Source organism: Azospirillum sp. TSH20, from assembly GCF_003115935.1.
In the GTDB taxonomy this organism is placed as follows: Bacteria; Pseudomonadota; Alphaproteobacteria; order Azospirillales; family Azospirillaceae; genus Azospirillum.
The window spans coordinates 143,682-167,060 of sequence record NZ_LGQU01000001.1 but is presented as its reverse complement, the minus strand read 5'-3'; the positions used below and the strand labels follow the sequence as shown (position 1 = coordinate 167,060).

Genomic DNA, 23,379 nt, shown 5'->3' with positions numbered 1-23,379 from the left:
CACGGCGCCTCGAGCGGCTCGCTCCCCACGCCATCAGCGCATGTTGTCTACAAACACGCTCTTATCCTCGTGCCCGCCGCCCGCAGGGTCACGTTCACGCCTGAAAAGTTTTGCTGGCTAAGCGATCGGCAATTTTGCTCTCGACGTGATGAGCTGGTCGATGCTCTTCAGGAAGACCTGCAGGATGGGCGAGGGATTGTCCGCTCGATAGCCTGCGGCGATCTCGATCACAGGCGCGTTGCCGGTAAGCGGCCGGCTGACCAGCGAGCGCAGCAGCAAGGGATCCACATAGGCAGGCAGCAGCGTGACCCCACTGGTGGACGCCACCAGCGAGATCCCGGTGGCGATGCCGTCCTGCGCGTGGACCGGCGACACGACCACGCCGCGCTCACTTACAGCCCGCTGGTTTCGTTATTCTTCTTCGCTCGCTCCTTCTTCGCTTGATCGTGATGCCACTTGATGGCGAAGAACATGCCCGTGCCTAACACAATAATCTTGAATGGAAAGAAGACTAAGGGGAACCAATCATACATTTTGAACATCTCCAAGTTATGACACTATCTGTGGTCGGGGAACCTGACGGCAGTCAGGTCGAGCGCGGGTCTTTGTCTGCGGGAGCGGCCGCAAGCGGCTGGGTTGGCGCGGTCGTACCGAAACGGGCTTCCTCGGCCTTGTAGAAGTACTCGCGGGCCACCAGCCAACCCTTCAACGGCCGCAAGTGCAGGATACAGGTCAGCAACAGGATCGGCGCTTGAGTGGTCCAGACCACAGAGCTCGCAGTGGGAGCGCAGCTTTGGAAAGCCACTGACCAGATGACCCTGGCTGCAGCGTGGGCAGTGACCACGCAGGCCGGCGCTGAGAGGGGGAAGAGGCGGCGACTCCTGTTCGGATGACATCGCGTGTTCCTTCGGGAGGCAATGGCAAGCAATGCCTACATGCAATGCGCGATCGTATGCTCCGATGATGCCTGCAATGTCAACCTAAATGCATGCAATGTGCCGGCGGAATTCATACAATCATGGAAGACATGGCAGGTGCTTCGGCCAGAAGGTCGGCCACTTGCCGCAATGCCTCGCGCAGACCCTGGCGGTCCTTCGGAGCGCCGAGCGCGACACGGACAGCCTCCAGCGGCGTTGACACGGCAAAGGCATCGTCTGCAGTCACGGTTGTAGCCGCCCATTGTTCATCAAGAGTTGCCGGTGCCCGATCACCCCACCACCGCCCGCCGCGCCCGAACGGTGATGTTGCCGTCAGCACCACGCTTGAGCGGCGACCCCATACACCTGTTGGTCGACAGCACGGGGCTGAAGCTGTGCGGACCGGGCGGGGCGAAGAGGGCGGGCAGCTGTCTGGCAGCCATGGCTCCGGTCGCGGCGGTCGCCTTCAGTAAGGTTCGGCGGTCCAGCGGCATGATAAGGGGCCTCCAGTCGGCGGGGAGAGGCTGAGGCCCAACAATCATCGTGCGGTGTGGCCGCCCGTCCAGAAGGGGCGCCGGGCATCCGTCATCGCCTCACTTCCACACCCACCGCGCCTACGCCGAAACGATTACTCCTTCTGCGCGGGAACCTGACCCCCACATCCAGCATCAAAGCCACGAACACGAGGAGCGAGGGCATGGACCGGGCACGGCGGATCGGACAGGGTGTAGCGGTTTCCGACGCGGATCTCGCCGGGCGCATCCGGTTGGGTGACGCCGCCGCCTTTCGCATTCTGATGCAGCGGCACAACCAGACGCTCTTCCGCATGGCGCGCAGCGTGCTGCGCGACTCCACCGAGGCCGAGGACGCGGTGCAGGACGCCTGGATCCTTGCCTTCACCCACATCCACCAGTTCCGCGACGCCTCCAGCCTGTCCACTTGGCTGGGCCGCATCGTCCTCAACGAGGCGCTGCGGCGGCTGCGGCAGAGACGACCCATGATCGGATTGGACGGAGAGGACGGACCTGACGGTGCGCTCCCCGGCGCCAAGGTGATCCCCTTCCCGGGCGCCCAGCCGCCCCCCACGACCCCTGAGGAGGACGCCGCCCGCGCCGAGACGCGGCGTCTGCTTGAGCGCGCCATCGACGCGCTGCCGGATGCGTTCCGTACGGTCTTCATGCTGCGCGAGATTGAGCAGTTGAGCGTCGAGGAAACGGCATCCCGCCTCGGCATCCCGCCGGACACCGTCAAGACGCGCCTGCATCGGGCACGCGGCCTGCTCGGCCAAAGCCTGCGGCGGGAACTCTCACCCGATCTCGGCGGCGTGTTCCCGTTCGCCGGCGAGCGCTGCGCCCGCATCGCCGAACGGGTTCTCGACCGGCTCGGCCACAGCCTACGGCGGGACCCGCCGCCCGACCCGGACTGACCCGTGGTCCACGATCGGACCGAACCACCCAAGGGAGGACATCATGTTGATTCGCACCGTCCTGACCGCCAGCGCGCTCGCCCTGGCCGCCGTCCCCGTGCAGGCGCAGAGCGTGGAGAAGGCACCGCCTGGCGGCGCTTACAAGAAGGTCAGCGAATTGGTGAAGCTGCCCGACTTCCTCCCGGGCATGGGCACGCTCTACGTCGACCCGAAGACGCTTCCGGCCGGCCCCTTCCTGGCCTACGACCACGACGGCCGGCTCGCCAGCACGATCTACATGATCCCGATCGAGGACATACAGGGGCAGAAGAAGTTCGACAACCTGAAGACCGCCGGCGGGACCGTCGATCACGTCGACATGTACTACAACGCGGGCCATCCCGGCGTGGAAAAGCCGCACTACCACGTCGTCCTCTGGCACGTGTCCAAGGCCGACGAGGCACGCGTGGCGAAGTAATCATGATGCTGGTGCGACGCACGCTGCTGCGGGCCGGCGGCTGGGCCGCCGGACTCGCGCTGGTCGGGCTGCCGGTCACGACGCCCGCGGCATCGGTGGTGGAGATCCGCATGCGCGGCAATGCCGACGGCTCCAAGGTGTGGTTCGATCCGATCGGTGTGTTGGTGGAACCTGGGCAGACGCTGCGCTGGATCAACACGGATCCCGGCAATTCGCACACCAGCACCGCCTATCACCCGGCGAACGAAGGACACCCGCTGCGAATCCCCAAAGGAGCCGCGCCGTGGAACTCCGACTACCTGCTGCCGGAGCAGAGTTTCGAGCTGAGCCTCACCGCACCGGGTGTCTACGACTATTTCTGCGTCCCGCATGAGGAGGCCGGCATGGTCGGCCGCATCGTCGTCGGACGCCCACGGGGGAGCGTCTCCGACGCGACGCTGCCGGAGCCGGCGCGCCGTCTGGTCCCCGCGCCGGAGGAGATCATCCGCCGCAAGACCGTCCGCATTACCCCATGAGAAACGCCGCAGGGAGGACACGATGAAGACCAGTTCCGTTGCAAAGCTTGACGGTCGGCGCGGAGATCCGGCCGCCTTTGCAACGCGATCGCCGGTGAGGCGAGGACATTCCCACCCCGGAGTCACCAAAGCTTAACGGGAGTGAACGGGCGCTTGGGCGTAGAGAGGCTTCCTGTAACGGGGCGGCGTGCAACTGCCGCTCCCGCGGCAAACACGCCACTCCAGGACGTCTCTAAACTCCGCCCATTCGACCACGGGAGCTCCATCATGATCCGCCGCACCACTCTGCTTGGGACTTGTGCGATTGCGCTGCTGGCCGCCGTCGCATCCGCCGCTGAAGCCGGGGCAGCCACCCGCCTGACCGTCTACACCGCGCTGGAGAACGAACAGCTCGCCCCCTACAAGAAGGCGTTCGAGGCCGACAACCCCGGCATCGAGATCGAATGGGTGCGCGATTCCACCGGCGTCGTCACCGCCAAGCTGCTGGCCGAGAAGGACAATCCCAAGGCCGACGTGGTGTGGGGCCTCGCCGCCTCCAGCCTGATGATCCTGGATGCCCAGGGCATGCTGATGCCCTACCAGCCCAAGGGGGCCGAGGCGCTCAAGCCGAGCTTCCGCGACGCCAAGACCCCGCCGGCCTGGGTGGGGATGGATGCCTGGATGGCGGCGATCTGCTTCAACACGGTCGAGGCCGAGAAGAAGAAGTTGCCGAAGCCGACCTCCTGGGCCGACCTGCTGAAGCCGGAATACAAGGGCCAGATCGTCATGCCGAACCCGGCCTCCTCGGGCACCGGCTTCCTGGCTGTGTCCGGCTGGCTGCAGACCATGGGGGCGGACAAGGGCTGGTCCTACATGGACAAGCTGAACGACAACGTCGCGCTCTACACCCATTCGGGGTCCAAGCCCTGTAAGATGGCGGCGTCCGGCGAGTACCCGATCGGCATCTCCATCGAATACACCGGCGCCCAGCAGAAGACCAAGGGCGCGCCGATCGACGTGATCCTGGCCTCCGAAGGCGTGGGTTGGGAGATGGAGGCGACGGCCATCGTCAAGGGCACCCAAAAGGCCGAGGCCGCCAAGGCGCTCGCCGCCTGGGCGGCGAGCCGCAAGGCGAACGAGGAATATGTGAACTTCTATCAGGTCACCGCCCATCCCGGCGTGACCAAGGAAACGCCGAACTATCCAAAGAACGCGGAGGCGGCGATGATCAAGACCAACGACTTCGCCTGGGCCGCCGCCAACCGCGACCGCATCCTGGCGGATTGGGAAAAGCGCTACGGCGCCAAATCCGAAACGAAGAGCTGAGGCCAGGGAAAAACCTGGTCGAGCCGACGGGCGGGTGCCGCGGGTGCCCGCCCGTTCTTTTCGTTTTCCGCCGGGACAGTCCGCCAATGACCGCCGAGCCCCTTCTCCGCCTGGACTCCATCGTCAAGAATTTCGGGACCTTTACCGCGTTGAAGGGCGTATCGCTCGACATCCGGCGCGGTGAGTTCATCTGCTTCCTCGGGCCGTCCGGCTGTGGCAAGACCACGCTTTTGCGGGTGATCGCCGGGCTCGACCCGCAGAGCAGCGGAGCGGTGTGGCTGGGCGACCGCGACGTGTCGCGCCTGCCGCCGTCGGCGCGCGATTACGGCATCGTCTTCCAGTCCTATGCGCTGTTCCCGAACCTGACCGTGCACAGGAATGTCGCCTACGGCCTGAAGCTGGGCCGGGCCGCCGAACGGGCGCGGGTGGAAGAACTGCTGGCACTGGTCGGCCTGCCCGACGCCGGACCGAAATACCCGGCGCAGCTTTCGGGCGGCCAGCAGCAGCGGGTGGCGTTGGCCCGCGCGCTGGCGCCTTCCCCCGGCCTGCTTCTGCTGGACGAGCCGTTGTCGGCCTTGGACGCGCGGGTGCGGCTGCACCTGCGCCGCCAGATCCGCGAGCTGCACCGCCGGCTGGGCATCACCACCATCATGGTCACCCACGACCAGGAGGAGGCGCTGACCATGGCCGACCGCATCGTCGTGATGAACAACGGCGTGATCGAACAGGTCGGCGCGCCCGACGAGGTCTATCGCCGGCCGGCCAGCCCCTTCGTCGCCGATTTCGTCGGAGCGATGAACTTCTTGCCCGGCGTGCTGGAGGCGCCGGGGCGGGTGCGGCTGGGCGACCATGGTTTCGAGTGCGGCTTCCAGTGCGACGGCGACGATCTGGCGTCTGCAGCCCCCGGTGCCGCCGTCACCGTCTGCCTGCGGCCGGAGGACGTGCAGGTGCGCGCGGCCGGCGGCGCCAACACGCTGGAGGCGGTGATCGAAAGCCTGGAATTCCTCGGCCCCTTCCACCGCGCCCGGCTGGCCGCCGACGGGTTGGGCGAGGCCCGCGTCACCGCCGACCTGTCGGCCAATTTGGTCCGCGACATGTCGCTGGAGTCCGGCCGCCGGCTGGCGGTGACCCTGCCGCGCGAGCGGCTGCGCGTGTTCGAGGCCGTGCGATGAGCCTCGTCAAAGCTGCGACGGCAAAGCCGGCCTTCTTCACCCTTCGCCAATTCGGCCGCCAATCCGGCCGGCCGGTGGAGCCGGGCGAACGTTGGCTTTTCGGGATGGGAATGGGCGGAATCGCGCTGTTCCTGGCGTTGTTCGTCCTGCTGCCGCTGTGTGCGGTTTTCCTGCGCAGCGTCTATGACCGCGACGGCGCTTTCGTCGGCCTCGCCAACTTCGCCGCCTTCCTGGAGGCGCCGACGCTGTTGCGGTCGGTGGCCAACACCCTGACGCTGTCGCTGCTGACCACAGTCATCACGGTGGCGCTGGCCTTCCTCTACGCCTTCTGCCTGACCCGCACCCATATGGCGGGCAAGGGGCTGTTCCGGCTGCTGGCGCAGATCCCGCTGCTGGCGCCGTCGCTGCTGCCGGCCATCGCGCTCGTCTATCTGTTCGGCAACAAGGGCATCCTGCGCGGCCTGCTGATGGGGGAGAGCATCTATGGCCCCATCGGCATCGTGATGGGGGAGGTCTTCTACACCTTCCCGCATGCGGTGATGATCCTGACCGTGGCGCTGTCGACCTCCGACGCCCGGCTCTACGAGGCGGCGGAGGCGCTGGGCGCCGGCGCCTGGAAACGCTTCGCCACCATCACCCTTCCCGGCGTGCGCTATGGCCTGATCTCCGCGGTCTTCGTGGTGTTCACGCTGGTGGTCACCGATTTCGGCGTGCCCAAGGTGATCGGCGGCTCCACCAACATGCTGGCGACCGACGTCTACAAGCAGGTGGTGGGCCTGCAGAATTTCGGCATGGGAGCGGTGGTCGGCATCGTTCTGCTTCTGCCGGCTGTGCTGGCCTTCGTCGCCGACTGGGTGGGTCAGCGCCGGCAGATGGCGCTGCTGTCCGCCCGCTCGGTGCCGTTCCAGCCGCGGGTCAGCCCGGTCGGTGACCGGCTGGCCTTGCTGTTCTGCACGCTGGTCGGCGGCCTGCTGCTGGGCCTGCTCGGTGTGGCGGGCTTCGCCTCCATCGTCACCTTCTGGCCCTATAACCTGACGCCGACGCTGGCGAACTACGACTTCGCCCAGTTCGACGCGGCAGGCTGGAGCAGCTACGCCAACAGCCTGACCCTGGCCTTTTGGACCGCGCTGGCCGGCACCGCCATCGTCTTCACCGGCGCCTGGCTGGTGGAGCGGGCACCCGGACGCGCGGCGATGAAGGGAACGGTCCGGCTGATGGCGATCCTGCCGCTGGCGGTGCCTGGCATGGTCCTGGGGCTGGCCTACGTCTTCTTCTTCAACGCGCCGTGGAACCCGCTGGGCTGGCTCTACCACGGCATGTCGATCCTGGTGCTGGCGACGGTGGCGCATTTCTACACCGTCAGCCATCTGACCGCCGTTACCGCCCTGAAGCAACTGGATGCCGAATTCGAAGCGGTGTCGGCCAGTCTGAAGGTGCCGGTGTGGTCGACCTTCCTGCGGGTAACGGTGCCCTTGTGCCTGCCGGCCATCCTCGACATCGCCATCTACTTCTTCGTCAACGCCATGACCACGGTGTCGGCGGTGGTCTTCCTCTATTCCCCGGAAACCAAGCCGGCCTCGGTCGCCGTGCTGAACATGGACGACGCCGGCGAGGTGGCGGGGGCCGCCGCCATGGCGATGATGATCGTGCTCACCTCCGCCGCGGTGCGGGCGCTGCATGCCCTGCTGTCGCGGGCGTTGCAGGCGCGGACCCAGGCATGGCGGCGCCGCTGAGCCCGCCGGCATCGGCCGCGACCTCCCGCGCCAGATCCAGGAAAGCCCGCACCACCGCCAGCCGGCGGCGTTCGCGCAGGCAGACCACATATTCGTCCATCTCGACTTCGGCACCGGCGATCGGCAGCAGGACCAGCCGGCCGTCGCCGGTGAATTCGGCGGCGGAGGTGAAGCCGATGCCAAGCCCCGCCGCCACCGCCTCCACCACCGCCTCGCGACTCTGAATCTCGATGACGGCGGCGGGCGTGACCTCCGCCGCCGCCAGCGCCCGTTCGATCAGCCGGCGGGTCATCGATCCCGGTTCCCGCAGCACCAGCCGCTCCGTTGCCAAGTCGGTCAGCGCCACCGCCCGGCGCCGCGCCAGCGGATGCGCCTTCGGCACCAGCGCCCGCACCGGATCGCGCCGCAGCGGCAGCACATAAAGTCGCGAATCCCCCGGCACGTCGGCCAGCACCGCCACGTCGATGCGCGTTTCCATCAGCCCTTCCAGCATGCTGCGGGAATTGCCGACCGCCAGCGTCACCGTCGGCCCCGGATGGCAACGGGTGAAGCGGGCGATCAGCGGCACCGCATGGAACGGCCCGTCCGCTCCCACCGCCAGCGTGCCGCCATCCAGATGCCGCACCCCGGCCAGCAGTTCCATCGCCTCCTGCTCCGCCGCGAACAGGCGGCGGGTGACGGCGAACAGCGCCGTTCCGACCTCGGTCAGCGCCACCTGACGGTTGCTGCGGTCGAACAGGGTGACGCCATAGGTCTCCTCCAGCGCCTTCACCTCCTGCGAACAGGTCGGCTGCGTCACGTTCAGCAGACGTGCCGCCTTGGTGAATCCCCCCTCCGTCGCCACCGCGTGGAAGGCGCGAAGCTGGGCGAAGTTCATTGATTTCATCTATGGACTCATAGGCCGAATGGATTGGCTTTATAATAGGCGAACCGGCGTCATGGGGCCATTCCGTCCGTCACGGTCCTCTTCTTCCCTTCGGGATTGTCCCTGATGTCCGACACTGTGCCCTATCTGCTGACTCCGGGTCCGCTGACCACCTCCGCCACCGTCAAGCAGGCGATGCTGCGCGACTGGGGCTCGCGTGACAGCCGCTTCATCGGCCTCAACGCCGCCATCCGCGATCGGCTGGTGCGTCTGGCGGGCGGCAGTGCCGATAGCCATGTCGCGGTGCCCGTCCAGGGCTCCGGCACCTTCGCGGTCGAGGCGATGATCGGCACGCTGGTGCCGCGCGCCGGCCGGCTGCTGGTGTTGGTCAACGGCGCCTACGGCACCCGCATGGTGCGGATCGCCCAGGTGGCCGGCCGACCCGTCACGGCGCTGGAGACGGCGGAGGATCTGCCGGTGTCGCCCGCCGCGCTGGCCGAGGCGCTGGATGCCGATCCGGCGATCACCCATGTCGCCATCGTCCACTGCGAAACCACCTCCGGCATCCTCAACCCGATCGAGGCGGTGGCCGAAGTCACCCGGTCCCGCGGGCGCGCTCTGCTGATCGACGCCATGAGCGCTTTCGGCGCGCTTTCCCTGGACATGGTGGCGCTGGGCGCCGTCGCGGTCGCCGCATCCTCCAACAAATGCCTGGAGGGGGTGCCGGGCATGGGCTTCGTCATCGCCCGCCGCGACGCGCTGGAGGCTGCCAAGGGCAATGCCCATTCCCTGTCGCTCGACCTGCGCGACCAGTGGCGCGGCTTCGAGGCGAACGCGCAGTGGCGCTTCACCCCGCCTACCCATGTGGTCGCCGCCTTCGCCCAGGCGCTGGACGAGCATGAGGCGGAAGGCGGCGTCCCGGGCCGTGGCGCCCGCTACCGCGCCAACGCCGCCATCCTGATCGAGGGCATGCGGGCACTGGGATTCGAAACCCTTCTGCCGGACCACCTCCAGGCTCCGATCATCGTCACCTTCCGCATGCCGGCCGATCCGGCCTTCGTCTTCGCCGATTTCTACGACCGGCTGCGCGAGCGCGGCTTTGTCATCTATCCCGGCAAGCTGACGGTGGCCGACAGCTTCCGCATCGGCTGCATCGGCCGGCTTGGGACGGAAGAGATGACCGCCGCCCTCGCCGCCATCCGCGCCACCCTGTCGGAGATGGGCGTCGCTTCCGGCACTCCCTGACCGCTCCTTCCGTTCGAAAGCCAAATCCGATGAGCTTCGTCTATTCGCGCCGCTACACCGGGCCGCTCCAGGCGGTCATCCTCGACTGGGCCGGAACCACGGTGGACCATGGCTGCCTCGCCCCGGCCGGCGCCTTCATGGAGGCCTTCCGCCGTTCCGGCGTCACCATCACGCTGGAGCAGGCCCGTGCCCCCATGGGGATGGCCAAATGGCATCACATCCAGGCGATCACCCGCATGGCGCCGGTGACCGACGCCTGGACCGCCGTCCATGGCGCCGCCCCGACCGACGCCGATGTCGACCAGCTTTACGAAACCTTCCTGCCACTGCAGGTTGAGGTGGTGGAGCGGCATTCCGATGTGATTCCCGGTGCGGCGGAGACGGTTGCCGCCATGCGGGCGCGCGGGCTGAAGATCGGCTCGACCACCGGCTACCCCCGCCCGGTGATGGAGGTGGTACAGCGCGTGGCGGCGGCGCTGGGATATGAACCCGACATCACCGTCTGCGCCGGGGAGACGCCGACCGGCCGGCCCGGTCCGGCGATGGCTTTGCGCTGCGTGGTCGAACTGTCGGTCTCGCCGGTGGAAGCCTGCGTGAAGATCGGCGACACCATCGTCGATGTCGAAGAGGGGCTGAACGCCGGCATGTGGACCATCGCGGTGGCCGATACCGGCAACGAGGTCGGCCTGCCGCTTGCCGACTGGCAGGCCCTGTCGCCCGAACGGCGCGATGCGCTGCATGCCACCGCATCCGATCGGCTGGCGCGGGCCGGCGCCCATTACGTTGTCCGGTCGCTGGCCGAGGCGTTGCCGCTGCTCGACGCCATCGAGGCCCGGCTGGCACGCGGCGAGAAGCCGTGACGGCCGGTTCCGTTATCGACCGCTCGGAAATCGTGGTGGTCGGCGCCGGCGTCCTGGGGCTGGCGGTCGCCTGGGCGCTGGGGCAAGAACTGGGTCCTGCCGCCCGGTCGGTTCTGGTGGTCGATCGTCATCCGCCGGCGACCCAGGCGACGGCGCGGGCCGCCGCCCTGCTGACCCGCGCCCGCGGCGATGCGGCGACGGCGGTACTGGTGCGGGACACCTATGCCGCCATCACCAGCCTGGAAGAGGAACTGGACGAGGATCTCGGGCTGCGGCGGGTCGGCACCCTGCATGTGGCCGCCAGCCCTGCGCGTGTCGAGGCCCTGCGCACTCTCGTCGCCGACATCACCGACCCGACCGACTGGCTGGACGGCGACGGCGCCGCCCGCCTCGCGCCCTGCCTGTCGGCGGAAGCCGTTGAACGCGCCGCCTTCATGCCGCTGGACGGCTTCATCGATCCGGTCCGGCTGGCCGATGCCTACCGCCGGTCGGCCCGCCGCGCCGGCGTGCGGATCATGACCGGCCCGTCGGTCCAGGCGATCCGGGTGGAGGGTGGACGGGTGGTGGGCATCGACACCGACCATGGCGTCATCTCGGCCCCGACGGTGGTCAATGCCGCGGGCGCCTGGGCGGCCGGGCTGGCCTGGACCGCCGGAGTGGGGCTGCCGCAGGCGCCGGTGCGCAGCCAATATTGGATCACCGGCCAGCGCCCCGACCTGTTCCCCCGCGATCTTCCCGCCCTGGTCATGCCCGATGCCGGCGCCTATGCCCGGCCGGAACTGGGCGCTCTGCTGTTCGGGTTGCGCGGACGGCGGTCGCTGGCCTTCGATCCGGCCCGGCTTCCCGCCGACACGGCCGGACTGGACCTTGCCGACGCCGACGGCGGCTGGGAGACGCTGGAGGAGGGCTGGCAGGCGCTGGCGCGACTCTGTCCGCCACTGCTGCAAGCCGGCATCGCCCACTATGTTTCCGGCCTGTCCACCTACACCGCCGATGGCCGGTTCGTGCTGGGGCCGGTCCTGGAGGTGCCGGGGCTCTTCATGGCCACCGGCTGTTGCGGCGCCGGCATCGCCGCGTCGGGCGGCATCGGCCGGGCCGTGGCGGCATCCGTCCTGGCCAAGCCGGGGTCGGTGGACCTGTCCCCCTTCGCGCCCGGCCGTTTCGGCGGGGTCGACCCCTTTTCACCGGCGCTGCACGACGCCTGCGCCGCCGCACGCACCGGCAAGATCACCGGCTGAAAGGCCGATTTACAGAAGGATGACGCGATGCCGGCCGACCGTTCCGAAGGCGACATCAACCTCGGGCCGCGGCGCGAACGCTGGATTGCGGACGCCCTCGGCCCCCGCTCCCGCGCACTGGTGGAGCGCGATGCCGCCGCCTTCCTGAGACAGTCCCTGTCCACCCCCTGCCTGTCGGCGATCCGCAAGGCCGAGGGCATCTGGATCGAGGACATGGACGGCCGCCGCTTCATGGATTTCCACGGCAACAGCGTCCATCACATCGGCTACGCCCACCCCCGGCTGGTGGCGGCGCTCAAGACGCAGATGGACGAGCTTAGCTTCGCTCCGCGCCGTTTCGCGTGTGAACCGGCGGCCGAGTTGGCGGAACGCCTGGCGGCAGTCGCCCCGACCGGCCCCGGCAGCCGCGTGCTGTTCGCGCCGGGAGGGTCTGAAGGGATCGAGATCGCGCTGAAACTGGCCCGCGTCGCCACCGGCCGCTTCAAGACCGTCTCCTTCTGGGACGCCTTCCACGGCGCCGGCTTCGGTGCATCCGGCGTCGGCGGCGAGGCGCTGTTCCGCTCCCATGGAATAGGACCGCTGCTGCCGGGGACCGAGCATGTGGCACCCTTCGCCTGCGCCCGCTGTCCCTACGGCTTCGACCCGGCGCCCGGCGGAGGCCCGGACCTTGGCATCTGCCGGATGACCTGTGCGCGGATGCTGCGCTATGTGCTGGAAAAGGAGGGCGACGTCGCCGCCGTGGTGGCGGAGCCGGTGCGCGCCGTGCCCTATGTGCCGCCGCCGGGATTCTGGGCGGAGGTGCGGCGGGCCTGCGACGCGACCGGCGCCCTCTTGATCTTCGACGAAATCCCGACCGGCCTCGGCAAGACCGGCAGCCTGTTCAGCCACGAGCCGTTCGGCGCGCAGCCGGACATCCTGGTGCTGGGCAAGGCGCTGGGCGGCGCCATGCTGCCGCTGGCTGCGGTGATCGCCCGCCCCGGGCTGGACGTGGCCGCCGACCGGGCGCTCGGCCACTACACCCACGAAAAGAATCCGCTGCTCGCCCGCGCCGGCCTGACCACCCTGGACATCATCCGAGACGAGGGGCTGGCGGAGCGCGCCGCAAACCTTGGTGCCTTCGCGCTGGATCGTCTGCACGAGTTGACCGCAGCGCTGCCCGGCATCGCCGACATCCGCGGAGCCGGGCTGCTGATCGGGGTGGAACTGGCCGACCATGACGGCCGCAGCGCGGCCGACCGGGCGGAGGCGACCTTCTACGCGGCGCTCGCGGCCGGTGTCAGCCTGAAGATCTCGCAGGCCACCGTGCTGACGCTGTCCCCACCGCTGACCATTGCCAAGGCCGATCTGGAGCAGGCATTGGCGGTTGTCGCCCAGGCGATTTCCACAGCGGGGGGCTTCACTTGCTGACCACATAGGTGAAGTGGCGGATCACCCCCTTGGTGTCGGTCTCGCGATGGCACCCTCAACTTGTTGATCCTGACGATTATCGATGGCACCGATTGCCCATGGACGTCCGGGATCGGGCGATCACGCGGCAACCAGCTGCGCGCCTACGACCTCGGCCCAGATGGCGAGGGCTTGGGCTCGGGCGGTATGGCAGTCGGAGGCCGGACGGCTGTGGCGGTTGGTGAGGGTCGTCAGGCCGCTCCATATCCAGACGTCGCTCGCTCCGACAACCCGTCCAACGCCAACTTGACGGCGCCCTTTCATAAGGTCCGGGTCCAAAGTTCATCCAGGATCATCCGTTTGGGACATGCGGGATTACCTCGCCGGATGATATTATCGTTCGCACATACGGATGATTGGCACCAAAAACAATCCTAACTCGATCAACGTCGTGCTTCTTCAAGAATTATGTCCGCTTTGTTCAATGTCACGGGGCCGCAACCTGCGTAGGCTGCTTGTCATAAAAGTTTGATGGCGCGGAAAGGGATCGATCCCACGCCCATCCGAACGTGGCCGCCGAAGCAATCAAGGCCATGGGTAAACAGCGTGTTCGCCGACCATTCGCGACCCACGATACGAACAGGAAAGCGGAAGAGGGGCACGGGACAATGAAGTGCATTGAACAGCAGTCCGACGGTTCCAAGGTCGATACGATCGGCTTTCTCCTGGTTCCCGATTTCTCCATGATCGCCTTCACCGCGGCGGTGGAGCCTCTCCGCCTTGCCAACCACATCAGCGGCAAGGAGCTGTATCGCTGGGTGCTGCTCTCCCCGACTGGCGGTGTCGAGCGGGCCAGCAATGGCATCCGGATCTGCGTCGACCACGCCATCGCCGACGCCCCACAGCTGTCCACCGTGATGGTGTGCAGCGGCATCGGAGGCCACTGGTATGAGGATCGGGCGGTGTTCTCTTGGATGCGGCGTTCGGCCGCCCAGGGGATCGCCTTCGGCGCCCTGTGCACGGCCAGCCATATCCTGGCCCGGGCCGGCCTGATGAACGGCTACCGCTGCACCATCCATTGGGAGAACATGGCCGGCTTCGCCGAGACCTTCCCGGAAATCGAGGCGACGGGGGAGCTGTTCACCATCGACCGCAACCGCTTCACCTGCGCGGGCGGCACCGCAGCCACCGACATGATGCTGCACCTGATCGCCGCCCGGCATGGCGAGAAGCTGGCGATGGACATCGCCGAGCAGCTTCTCCACACCAAGATCCGGGCCGGCAGCATCCGCCAGCAGGAAGAACTACATGTCAATCCGGTGCTGGATCACGAAGATCTCAACGCCGCCGTGGCGGTGATGCAGGCCAACATCGAGGAACCGCTGGACCTGCTGACGCTCGCCGCGGAGCTGGGCCAGTCCCGCCGGAATCTGGAGCGGCTGTTCCGCAAATACATGAACTGCTCGCCGGCGAAATACTATCTCGGCCTCCGGATGAAGCGGGCGCGGCAGCTGCTGTGCCAGACCCGCATGTCGGTGATGGAGGTGTCGATCAGCTGCGGCTTCATTTCCGCCACCCACTTCAGCAAATGCTACCGCGATCACTTCGGCATCGCCCCGCGCAGCGACCGCCAGAGCCAGCGGCACAGCCCGCTTGCCGCCGCGCACGAGTTCGCCGGCCTGACCTGATGCGGCAGGTGCGGAGCAGGCTCAACTCCGGGAAATCAGGCGGGCGGCGGGAATCCTCAATTCGGTGTCGCATTCGAACACATGCCCTCCTCCGGTCGCCGATAAGGTACAAAACGGCCTGCCACACATCCGATCCGCGCCAGGCCCCGCCGGACAACTGCCAGGAGGACGGCACCGATGCTCGAAACGATCCTTTCCGCTCAATGCGCGCGCGGCGCGGCCACGGCCACGGCCGATGCCCGGCTGTCCTCCATCCCGGCCGGCCTCTACGAGTTGTTTTTGGAGAATGTCGTCCTGCCCTGCCGGATCGGCGTCTTCGATTACGAGCGCGGCGCGCCTCAGCGGGTGCGCATCGATCTTCTGCTGCAGGTGCGCCAGGACGGAGCCCAGTTCTCCGACGATATCGGCGATGTGCTGTCCTACGATGATCTGCTGTCCGGGTTGAAACGGATCCTGATGGACGAGCACACCAATCTGGTCGAGATGCTGGCGGAGAAGATCGCCCGCATGTGTCTGGCCCACGAACAGGTGCAGTCGGCCCGCGTGTCGGTGGCGAAGCTGGACATTTACGACGGGGTCGCGGTTCCGGGCATCAGGCTGGAGCGGACGCGCGACCAGATGTCGGCGTCGTCCCTGCCGGCGTCACATCGCCTGATGGTCATGGCCGACCGCTTGGCCGACCGGCGGATCTGATCCGATGACGGCCAACACATCGCCAGAAGACGGATCGCCAGACGCCGCGGCGCGGCCCTGGGTGATCAAGATCGGCGGCAGCCTGTCGGACTGGCACCGGTTGGGAACCTGGTTGGACCTGATCGCCCGTCCCGGCCATCTCCACCCTCTGGTCATCGTGCCGGGTGGCGGTCCGTTCGCCGATGCCGTCCGCGATGCCCAGGACAATTGGCGCTTCGACGATCGCCTCGCCCATCGCATGGCCCTGCTGGCGATGGAACAATTCGGGCTGATGCTGCACGGCATCTGCCCGGCGCTGCAGACGGCGGCGACGCACGAGCGGCTGCGGTCGCTGATCCGGGCACGGATGCCGGCGGTGTGGCTGCCGTCCGCCATGGTGCTGGACCGGCCGGAGATCGCCGAAAGCTGGGACGTCACCTCCGACAGTCTCGCGGCATGGCTGGCGGTGGAGCTGGACGCGGCGGCGCTGGTGCTGGTCAAGTCGGGACCCTGCCCCTGCGCGGCGACCGATGCGGCGTCGCTGGCGCGCGACGGGCTGGTCGACGCGGCCTTTCCGCACTGGCGCGCGCGCTTTTCCGGCGAGAGCTGGTGCATCCATCGCGACAACCACAGCCTGATGGAAGAGGCGCTTGCCGGCCGCGCGAATCCCGGCTGCGGCCTGCTGCGCAACCCCGAGGCGGAACTTCTGCCGGGCCTGCGGGTATGACCGAATCATCCCCTGCTTCCGCTCCGCCGAGGTCGGCCTGGGCGCTGACCGGATCCGACCATTATATCAAGGAGACGCTCGACCTGATGGGCGCCGGCGGCACCCCGCACATCACCCCTTCGGCGTGACCCGCAGCGGGGAGGATCTGGTGATCGCCCCTTTCCGGGATTTCGCGGCGCCCTGTGCCGGGGCGGCGCACGAGGCGACGTGATCGACCCGGACAGGGTTGCCGGCGTCGTCGGAAGCGTCACCGCGTCCGGCCGCGTGCCGGCCTGCACAGCCATGTGACCGTGGCGCTGACGGCGAGCGCACCCGCGGTCAGCGCCAGCACCCAGAGCAGGATGCCGAAGCCGGCGCCGTCCCAGTGCACCGCGGCAGACAGGGCCGCCGCCATGCACAGCGCCGCGGCACAGCGCAGGCGACGAACCGTCCGCCGCGGCAGGACCCGCGGGGAACCGACCAGATCGCGCCAATGCCGCTCCACCGTCAGGGCAAGCACCCCGAAGGCGAGGTAGCAGAGGCCGAAGATCGCTGGGAAGGACAGGACATCAGGCATGGTCGGTCAGCCTCGACAGGGTGGACGCCTCGGGCCGCGCACGCCGGGCCAGACGCCTGGAAACGCTCCAGGCACCGGCCGCCGTCAGCGCCAGCACCGCGTCGACGCCGACCACCGCCCAGTCGCCGGCCGCCGCCGCCCGGACGGGATGCTCCCCGGTGGTGATCCAGTTCAGCACCACGCAGGCCGCGGCCAGCAGGGCGACGGCGGCGCACTGGCTGCTCCAGGGCGGATCCTGCTTGGTGCGGAGCGCGGCGTGAACGGCGCTGGCGATCCAGGTCAGGAAGAAGACGCCGACCTCCACCAGCTCGCGTGACGGCACTCCGGACGGCAACAGGCGGTTGGCCGCCATCATCGCCAGCGTGGCGATCAGCAGCCCGGTGGTGGTGCCGCAGGTCAGAGCGGCGACGCTGCGCCAGCCCACGCCGGGCAGGCCATGGATGACGCGCCGTTTCTCCATCCAGTGCAGCATGCCGGTGCCGATCAGCACGCAGCCGGTCAAGCCGAACAGGAAATAGAGCCAGCGCAGCGGCCAATGCTCGAAGGCGGCGAAGTGCAGCCCCGACATCACCCGGTGCGCCGCCACCATCGGTCCCGGCCGCTGGTACTTCAGCAGCGCGCCGGTCACGCCGTCGAAGAAGACCGGCTGGACATCCAGGCTGATGCGGTCGCCGGTGTCGCGGTTGATGCGGACCACCGATGCGGCATCGCCCGCATTGTAGACGAAGACCACTGCGGCCTCACCGCCGCCCCACAGTCGCCTCGCCTCGGCCAGCATCGGGTCGAGCGGTGCCGCCGGCGCCGGGGTGCCGGCGCGCGGCCGGCTATAGTTGCCGAGCACGTCATCATAGAAGCGCTGCACGTCCCCGCCATAGAGCGCCTGGACGCCTGCCGGCAGCACGATCGGCAGGATGATGACGATCCCGGTGAAAGTAATCATCAAATGGAAGGGCAGCACCAGCACCCCGGTCAGGTTGTGCAGGTCGAGCAGCGAGCGGCGAAGCTGGCCCCAGCTGCGAAAGGTGAAGAAGTCCTTGAAGATCCGCGCATGGATGATGACGCCGGAGATCAGCCCGGCCAGCATCGCCACCGACGCGAAGGACACGATCCAGTAGCCGACGAATCCCGCCCGCAGGTGCAGGCTGTAATGGAGCGGGTAGAAGAAGGAACTGGCGCCCAGCGTTCCCACCGGCGGCAGCAGCCTGCCGCCGGCGGTCGCCATGCCGCCGGCAGCGCCGCTTTCCGTGCGCACCCGCAGGGCCATCACCGGGCGCCGCTCGTCCGGCAGCTGCACATACCAGTCGCGGACAGCCCGTCCGGCGGCGAGCCGCTCCACCAGCGGCACCACCGTCCGGTCAAGGGAGATCGCCGCTTCCGGCGCCTCCACCGCACCGATCCGGGAGTCCGGCATCATCCAGCGGTCGATCTCGGAGGCGAAGACCGCCAGCGAGCCCATGAAGAAGACCAGCATCAGCAGCCCGCCGAGCGTCACCCCCGCCCAGGTGTGCGGCCACAGCATCGCGGCGCGCAGCGCCGGGCTGATCAGCTTGCGCTTTCCCGCCGTCATGGCGCCGTGATCCCGACAAACCGCGACACGGTGATCATCACGACCGCTCCGCCGCCCAGCACCGCCCAGCCGACGCCGGCCCGCGGCACCGCGAAGGCCCACAGCGACACCGCCGGCAGGACAAGGAGGGCGAGCAGGCTGGCCGCGGTCACCGCCTCGGCCGGGGCCATGCCGGCCAGCGTCCCGAGTTCCGCCCCGAAGGCGGCGATGCCCCAGGCGAAGCCATAGGCGCCGAAGACCGCCGCCGTCACCCGCGCGGCGGTGCGGAGGCGCGATGGCCTCCGCTTCGGACCATTGCCGGCAAGGGTCCGCTGCCGCAGGGCCTTCGCCTCCGTCACAGCTTCGCCCGCAGGGTCAGCAGCACGGTGCGCGGCTCACCGTAGATGTTGCCCGACTGCGGCGTGCCGACGCGCTGGTAATAGCTGCGGTCGAACAGGTTCTTGACGTTGACCGCCGCCGTCACCTTCTCCGTCACGTCATAGGCGACGCGGGCGTCCACCGTCGCAAAGCCGCCCTGGGTCAGGCGGGCGTAGTTCAGCGACGGGAACTCGTTGTACATCGAGCTCTGGGCGGTGACGCCGCCGCCGACGCTCAGCCGGTCGTCAATGGTCTCGGGCAGACGGTAGTTGGTCCACAGCTTCACCTGATGCATCGGCGCGATGGCGGTGAAGGCGCTCGCCGCGTTGGCGCTGCTGTCCAGGCTCTTGGCACGGGTGAAGGTGTAGCCGGCATAGACGTCCCAGCCCGGCAGGATCTCGCCGGAGACATCCAGTTCGAAACCGCGGCTCTGCGCCTTGCCGCCGGAGACATAGATGGACTGGTTGGGGAAGCGCGGGTCGGACTGCGGCCGGTTCTCCTCCTCGATGTGGAAGACGGAGGCGGTGGCGTGCAGGCGACCGCCGAAGTAATCGGCCTTGATGCCGGCCTCATACTGCCGCCCCTTCAACGGCTCCAGCACCTTGCCGGACGCATCGACGTAGGATTGCGGCTCGTACACCTGGGAGACGCTGGTGTAGAGGGCGTAGGTGGAGTTGACGTCATAGACGAGGCCGGCATAGGGCGTGACCTTGCCGCGGACGGACGCGCTGCTTTCCGCGGTACCGGCCAGGGCGTCGGCATCGACCTTGGTCTGCCACCAGTTCATCCGCCCGCCGACGATCAGCTTAAGCGGGTCGGCCAGCTTCAGGCGCAGGACGCCGTAGGTGCCCCAGCTGTCGGTGGTGGTCTTGGTGTCCTTCTGCCAGTCCCGCCAGGCCGGCTCTGCCGCCGAGGCGTCGGGCGAGAAGATGTTCTGCGTCACCGACCAGCTGCCGACCGGATTGGCCGCGCGGTGGCGGAAGGTCGTCCGCTCGTAATTCGCGCCGACGGCCACCTCGTGGGTCAGGCCGAACAGCCCGAAATTGCCGGTGGCCGACAGGTCGGCGCCCAGCTGCTCCTGATCGTAGCGCAGCTTTTGTGCAAACAGCGTCGTCCGGTTCACCCCCGGCGTGACCGGCGCGTAGGCATAGGCCATCTTCCGGTCCATCTCGTTGTCGATGTAATGGGTGGTCAGCTTCACCGCCCAGCCATTGTCGAACCGGTGCTCCAGGTCGGCGAAGCCGCCCTTGGTGGTGAAGACGTCCTCGTTCCACTTCTCGCCCAGCGAGGTCGAGCGGTCGACGTCGAGCAGACGCAGCTGCGGCCGCCCGCCCACCACTGACGCATAGGCCGGCAGGTTCCAGGCGCCCTGGTAGCTCATGCGCTGGTACCACGCGCCGGCCGTCAGGGTGGTGTCGGGCGTCAGGTCGGCGGCGATACTGCCATAGGCGAGGCCGCGGCGCTGCTCCGTCCAGTCCTGGAAGGCGTTGCGGTCCTGATAGGCGCCGACGAAGCGCCCGCGCAGGCTGCCGGACTCGTTCAGCGGACCGGTGATGTCGCCCTCGCCGCGATAGTTGGCGTAGGAACCGGCGGTCAGCTCGCCATAGCCTTCCAGCGTCTTCTTCGGGGTCTTGCGGACCAGATTGACCGCACCGCCCGGCCCGCCCATGCCGTTCAGCAGCCCGGCCGGCCCCTTCAGCACCTCGACCCGCTCATACATCGCCAGATCGGGCGAGGCGAAGATGCGGTCGTCCAGCGTCGTCGGCACGCCGTCGAACTGCAGGTTGGTGATCTCGAAGCCGCGCGAATAGAAGTTCAGGCGGTTGCCGTCGATCGGTTCCACCGTGACGCCGGGCGTCTGCCGCATGGCGTCTTCCAGCGTGATGAGCTTCTGTTCCTCGATGCGTTCACGCGGCACCGTGGTGACGGTCTGCGGCACCTCGCGCGGGGCGAGCGGCAGCTTGGAGCCGACCGTGGTCGGCGGGTTGGCATCGCGCTGGCGGTCGGCGCTGACGTCGATCGTCGGCAGCGTCATCGTCTCGGACGAGGCATTGCCGGTGTTTTGCGCCGGATTCTGGACTGCATTTTGGGCCAGTGCGACGGCCGGCAGCAGCAGGGCTGCCGCCGCGACCGACCCCAGCAGACGGACGCGCCCCCTGTTATTTCCCCAACGGCGTCCGGGCTGCCCAATGGTCTTCATTCCGAAATTCCCCCATTCGTCACTGTGCTGATGTCGTTGTGCGGATTTGTTGGCCGTGGCCCCGGTCGGCATCCGCCGTCAGAGCCGTGGCGATTTCCTGCGCGCGGATCGGCAGGATCGAGAGCAGGGTGTCGCTGAGGCCGTGCGTCGCCTCGCAGCAGCCCTGCAGATACAGGCCGGCGGTGCAGCCGGGGACGGTCGGCAGGCGGTAGTCGCGCCCGACCTCCCCGCCGGCCAGCCAGGGCCCCATCGGCTGCAGCAACTCCTCGTGGATGCGGCGGCGATAGCCGGTGGCCAGCACCACGGCGCCATAGCGCCGTTCATGGCGCCCGCCGCCGTCCAGACTGGCGAGGTCGAGCAACGGATCGCCGTTACTGGCGCGGCGGGCCGCCACCACCTCGTGCCGGGTCAGCATCGCGTGGCGCGCGCCCCCCTCCACCTTCTGCTGGTAGAAGATGCCGTAGACCGCATCGATGAGTTCCGGGTCGACGACGGCATAGTTGGTGTTGTGGAAGGCGCGCAGCAGGTCGGCACGCTCGGCCGGGGGAAGGCCGTAAAGGTAGTTGGTATAGCCGGCGTCGAAGACCTGATTGGCGAAGGGGCTGCTGTCGGCCGGCCGCATCGCCGGTCCGCGCCCGATGATGTCCATCGCGACGCCCCGCCCATGCAGGTCTAGGAAAATCTCGGCCGCGCTCTGCCCCAGCCCGACCACCGCGACCCGGCCGGCCCGCGCCAGCTCCTCCGCGGCGGACAGATAATCGTTGGAATGGATCACGAGCGGACCGCCCCCGGCCCCGGCACCTCTGCGCACGAGGCCGTCGAAGGCGTCGGGAATCCGCGGCGTCGCCCCGGCCCCGATCACCACGTTGCGGGCAAGCCAGCTCCGCTCGCGGCCGGCGCGGTCACGGGCATGAACGCGGACATGCGGCACCGCCTCTCCCACCCGCGCCGGCTCGATCGCCGTCGCCTCCAGCCCGTAGTCGCAGAGATCGTCGAAATCGGCGGCGACCCACGCAAGATAGTCGTTGAACTCGCGCCGGCTGGGATAGAAGGTTCGCAGGTTGATGAAGTCCTGCAGCCGGCCTTGACCGTGCAGGTAGCTGAGGAAGCTGTAGCGGCTGGTCGGGTCGCGCAGCGACACCAGATCCTTCAGGAACGAGATCTGCATCCGGCTGCCGTCCAGCAGCATGTTGCCGTGCCAGACGAAGGTTTCGCGCTTTTCCAGGAAGCGGCAGGCCAGACCGGCACCCCCCTCGCGCAACGCCACCGCCAGGGCCAGATTGGACGGGCCGAAGCCGACGCCGACGAGGTCCAGAACACGTCCACCGTCGCCGATGAGGGAGGGGATGCCATGCATCGCTCAGCCCCCCTGCTTCGTCGTGGCCGGGTCGGCGCGCGGCACCCACAGACGGTCGGCGAAATAGCGCTCGCGCAGCAGCATGACCAGCATCGCCCGCTTGTGCGGGAAGTCGAACTCCTTGACCTTGGCGAAGCCGGAGCGGTCGAGATTGCGGATCTGCTGGTGATGGTCCGCCCGCGGCTCACCGACGATGCGCTGGGTGCGCGGGTCGTCCAGGAACATGAAATGCACCAGCGACGGCAGCCACGCGCTGACATAGGCCCGTCCACGTACATGCTCCTCGCCGATCAGCACATGCCAGCCGCGGTCGTAATCCTGCGCGTCGTAGAAGGCGCCGATCCGGTTTTCCTTGGCCCAATAGACTTCGAAATAGCCGAAGGGCGCACCGTCCAAGCTGGCGATCAGCGGGATGCTGTGGGGATCGGCGAGCTGCGCCTCCAGATAGGCGCGGTGCTTGGCCGGATCGCCCTCCTCCTGCCAGAAGACGGCGACACGCGGGTCGTTCTGCCAGCGATGGAAACGCTCCAGATCCATGCCGATGTTGGCGACCCGGAAGGACAGCGTCTGCTCCAGCCAGGGGATGTGGCGGGCGTAGAGCGTGCCCTGCGGCTTGGGCGGCCGGCGCGGGTGGTAGCGGCCGTTCGAGACGATGTGCGACTGGGGATATCCGCCCGATCCGGCGCCCAGGAGCCACAGGTCGGGCCGCTGGTACAGGGCACCGGCCATCGCCAGCTGGGTGCCGCCATCCTCCACCACGACGCCGTCCAGACGCAGCGCCTCGGCGAGACGGTCGGGGGCGGTCAGCCGCAAAGTCGCGGGGTCGTCGGCGCGGATGAAGGCCGCGTCGAGCGCGGCGAATGCTGCCAGACGGCGGAGGTCGTCGCCGTCCGCCGCCGGCACGGCATCCTCCACCAGGGTCAGCTCGGCCGCCCCGGCCCCGCCGGACAGCCGCCAGCGCTGCCGCACCTCGCCATCCAGCCGGACGGTCAGGTCGGCACCCTCCCACAGGGTGCGGAGCGTGCGGCCGAGCGCACGGCAGGGCAACGGAACACCGCCGGACGCGGTCAGGGTGTCGGAATCGGCGGTCATCGAAGGCGCCTCCTCATGGCCGGCCGCGCGAGGCGCGGCGACAG

At 68.3% G+C, this 23,379-nt stretch carries 22 protein-coding genes and 2 pseudogenes; 15 read left to right on the top strand and 9 right to left on the bottom strand.

What is annotated here, in order from left to right:
* Window positions 1-117: 117 nt before the first annotated feature.
* Entirely contained in the window at window positions 118-381 is a 264-nt protein-coding gene (locus tag TSH20_RS00765) for a hypothetical protein (protein WP_109072912.1), read from the bottom strand.
* An 818-nt stretch (window positions 382-1,199) separates the two neighbouring features.
* Between TSH20_RS00765 and TSH20_RS35520 the strand changes: the two are divergent.
* Window positions 1,200-1,319: pseudogene (locus TSH20_RS35520) on the top strand (IS5/IS1182 family transposase); the annotation flags it as partial.
* A 32-nt stretch (window positions 1,320-1,351) separates the two neighbouring features.
* On the opposite strand, the pseudogene TSH20_RS36070 reads toward TSH20_RS35520, so the two are convergent.
* A pseudogene (locus TSH20_RS36070) lies at window positions 1,352-1,411 on the bottom strand (twin-arginine translocation signal domain-containing protein); the annotation flags it as partial.
* A 203-nt stretch (window positions 1,412-1,614) separates the two neighbouring features.
* Here TSH20_RS36070 and TSH20_RS00750 point away from each other — a divergent pair.
* From TSH20_RS00750 to TSH20_RS00725, 6 genes are all read left to right on the top strand, one after another.
* A complete protein-coding gene (locus TSH20_RS00750) occupies window positions 1,615-2,343 on the top strand; it encodes an RNA polymerase sigma factor (protein ID WP_109072910.1) in 729 nt (242 codons plus the stop codon).
* Between the two features lie 43 nt (window positions 2,344-2,386).
* On the top strand, window positions 2,387-2,800 hold the full coding sequence (locus TSH20_RS00745) for a DUF5602 domain-containing protein (protein ID WP_199232006.1): 414 nt from the start codon (window positions 2,387-2,389) through the stop codon (window positions 2,798-2,800).
* Between the two features lie 2 nt (window positions 2,801-2,802).
* Window positions 2,803-3,315 (top strand): plastocyanin/azurin family copper-binding protein, encoded by a 513-nt coding sequence (locus TSH20_RS00740; protein ID WP_199232005.1) that lies wholly within the window; start codon window positions 2,803-2,805, stop codon window positions 3,313-3,315.
* A gap of 267 nt (window positions 3,316-3,582) precedes the next feature.
* Complete coding sequence (locus TSH20_RS00735; protein WP_109072909.1) at window positions 3,583-4,620, top strand: putative 2-aminoethylphosphonate ABC transporter substrate-binding protein; 1,038 nt, start codon at window positions 3,583-3,585, stop codon at window positions 4,618-4,620.
* A gap of 86 nt (window positions 4,621-4,706) precedes the next feature.
* Entirely contained in the window at window positions 4,707-5,792 is a 1,086-nt protein-coding gene (locus TSH20_RS00730) for a putative 2-aminoethylphosphonate ABC transporter ATP-binding protein (RefSeq protein WP_109072908.1), read from the top strand.
* A complete protein-coding gene (locus tag TSH20_RS00725; RefSeq protein WP_109072907.1) occupies window positions 5,789-7,525 on the top strand; it encodes a putative 2-aminoethylphosphonate ABC transporter permease subunit in 1,737 nt (578 codons plus the stop codon). The genes TSH20_RS00730 and TSH20_RS00725 overlap by 4 nt, the downstream gene beginning before the upstream one ends.
* On the opposite strand, the gene TSH20_RS00720 is transcribed toward TSH20_RS00725, so the two are convergent.
* Window positions 7,443-8,411, bottom strand: a complete 969-nt coding sequence (locus TSH20_RS00720) for a LysR substrate-binding domain-containing protein (protein ID WP_109072906.1) — start codon at window positions 8,409-8,411, stop codon at window positions 7,443-7,445. The two genes, TSH20_RS00725 and TSH20_RS00720, sit on opposite strands and share 83 nt — an antisense overlap.
* Before the next feature lie 105 nt (window positions 8,412-8,516).
* Between TSH20_RS00720 and TSH20_RS00715 the strand changes: the two genes are divergently transcribed.
* From TSH20_RS00715 to TSH20_RS36065, 8 genes are all read left to right on the top strand, one after another.
* Window positions 8,517-9,635 (top strand): 2-aminoethylphosphonate--pyruvate transaminase, encoded by a 1,119-nt coding sequence (locus TSH20_RS00715; protein ID WP_109072905.1) that lies wholly within the window; start codon window positions 8,517-8,519, stop codon window positions 9,633-9,635.
* 29 nt (window positions 9,636-9,664) lie between these two features.
* Complete coding sequence (phnX, locus tag TSH20_RS00710; protein ID WP_109072904.1) at window positions 9,665-10,495, top strand: phosphonoacetaldehyde hydrolase; 831 nt, start codon at window positions 9,665-9,667, stop codon at window positions 10,493-10,495.
* The gene (locus tag TSH20_RS00705; protein WP_109072903.1) at window positions 10,492-11,733 is read left to right on the top strand and encodes an FAD-binding oxidoreductase; all 1,242 of its coding nucleotides are present in this window, start codon (window positions 10,492-10,494) and stop codon (window positions 11,731-11,733) included. The genes phnX and TSH20_RS00705 overlap by 4 nt, the downstream gene beginning before the upstream one ends.
* 27 nt (window positions 11,734-11,760) lie before the next feature.
* Window positions 11,761-13,140 (top strand): aspartate aminotransferase family protein, encoded by a 1,380-nt coding sequence (locus TSH20_RS00700; RefSeq protein WP_109072902.1) that lies wholly within the window; start codon window positions 11,761-11,763, stop codon window positions 13,138-13,140.
* 647 nt (window positions 13,141-13,787) lie between these two features.
* Window positions 13,788-14,807: a GlxA family transcriptional regulator gene (locus tag TSH20_RS00695; RefSeq protein WP_109072901.1), complete on the top strand. Its 1,020-nt coding sequence runs from the start codon at window positions 13,788-13,790 to the stop codon at window positions 14,805-14,807.
* A gap of 177 nt (window positions 14,808-14,984) precedes the next feature.
* Window positions 14,985-15,500, top strand: a complete 516-nt coding sequence (locus TSH20_RS00690; RefSeq protein WP_109072900.1) for a dihydroneopterin aldolase — start codon at window positions 14,985-14,987, stop codon at window positions 15,498-15,500.
* 4 nt (window positions 15,501-15,504) lie between these two features.
* Window positions 15,505-16,206 carry a uridylate kinase gene (locus tag TSH20_RS00685; RefSeq protein ID WP_247871386.1) on the top strand — a complete coding sequence of 234 codons (702 nt, stop codon included), beginning with the start codon at window positions 15,505-15,507 and terminating at the stop codon, window positions 16,204-16,206.
* Window positions 16,203-16,334 carry a hypothetical protein gene (locus tag TSH20_RS36065; protein WP_256379208.1) on the top strand — a complete coding sequence of 44 codons (132 nt, stop codon included), beginning with the start codon at window positions 16,203-16,205 and terminating at the stop codon, window positions 16,332-16,334. The genes TSH20_RS00685 and TSH20_RS36065 overlap by 4 nt, the downstream gene beginning before the upstream one ends.
* A 119-nt stretch (window positions 16,335-16,453) precedes the next feature.
* On the opposite strand, the gene TSH20_RS00675 is transcribed toward TSH20_RS36065, so the two are convergent.
* The 6 genes from TSH20_RS00675 to TSH20_RS00650 are packed head-to-tail and all read right to left on the bottom strand — an operon-like array spanning window position 16,454 to window position 23,335.
* Window positions 16,454-16,762, bottom strand: a complete 309-nt coding sequence (locus TSH20_RS00675; protein WP_109072899.1) for a DUF3325 domain-containing protein — start codon at window positions 16,760-16,762, stop codon at window positions 16,454-16,456.
* Window positions 16,755-18,329, bottom strand: coding sequence for a PepSY-associated TM helix domain-containing protein (locus TSH20_RS00670; RefSeq protein WP_109072898.1), 1,575 nt, complete (start codon window positions 18,327-18,329; stop codon window positions 16,755-16,757). Before TSH20_RS00670 ends, TSH20_RS00675 begins: the two co-directional genes overlap by 8 nt.
* Complete coding sequence (locus TSH20_RS00665) at window positions 18,326-18,667, bottom strand: hypothetical protein (RefSeq protein ID WP_109072897.1); 342 nt, start codon at window positions 18,665-18,667, stop codon at window positions 18,326-18,328. The genes TSH20_RS00670 and TSH20_RS00665 overlap by 4 nt, the downstream gene beginning before the upstream one ends.
* The gene (locus TSH20_RS00660) at window positions 18,664-20,886 is read right to left on the bottom strand and encodes a TonB-dependent siderophore receptor (RefSeq protein ID WP_158281931.1); all 2,223 of its coding nucleotides are present in this window, start codon (window positions 20,884-20,886) and stop codon (window positions 18,664-18,666) included. Before TSH20_RS00660 ends, TSH20_RS00665 begins: the two co-directional genes overlap by 4 nt.
* Window positions 20,887-20,905: 19 nt before the next feature.
* Complete coding sequence (locus TSH20_RS00655) at window positions 20,906-22,243, bottom strand: lysine N(6)-hydroxylase/L-ornithine N(5)-oxygenase family protein (RefSeq protein WP_109072895.1); 1,338 nt, start codon at window positions 22,241-22,243, stop codon at window positions 20,906-20,908.
* A 3-nt stretch (window positions 22,244-22,246) separates the two neighbouring features.
* Window positions 22,247-23,335 (bottom strand): GNAT family N-acetyltransferase, encoded by a 1,089-nt coding sequence (locus tag TSH20_RS00650; protein ID WP_109072894.1) that lies wholly within the window; start codon window positions 23,333-23,335, stop codon window positions 22,247-22,249.
* Window positions 23,336-23,379: the final 44 nt, after the last annotated feature.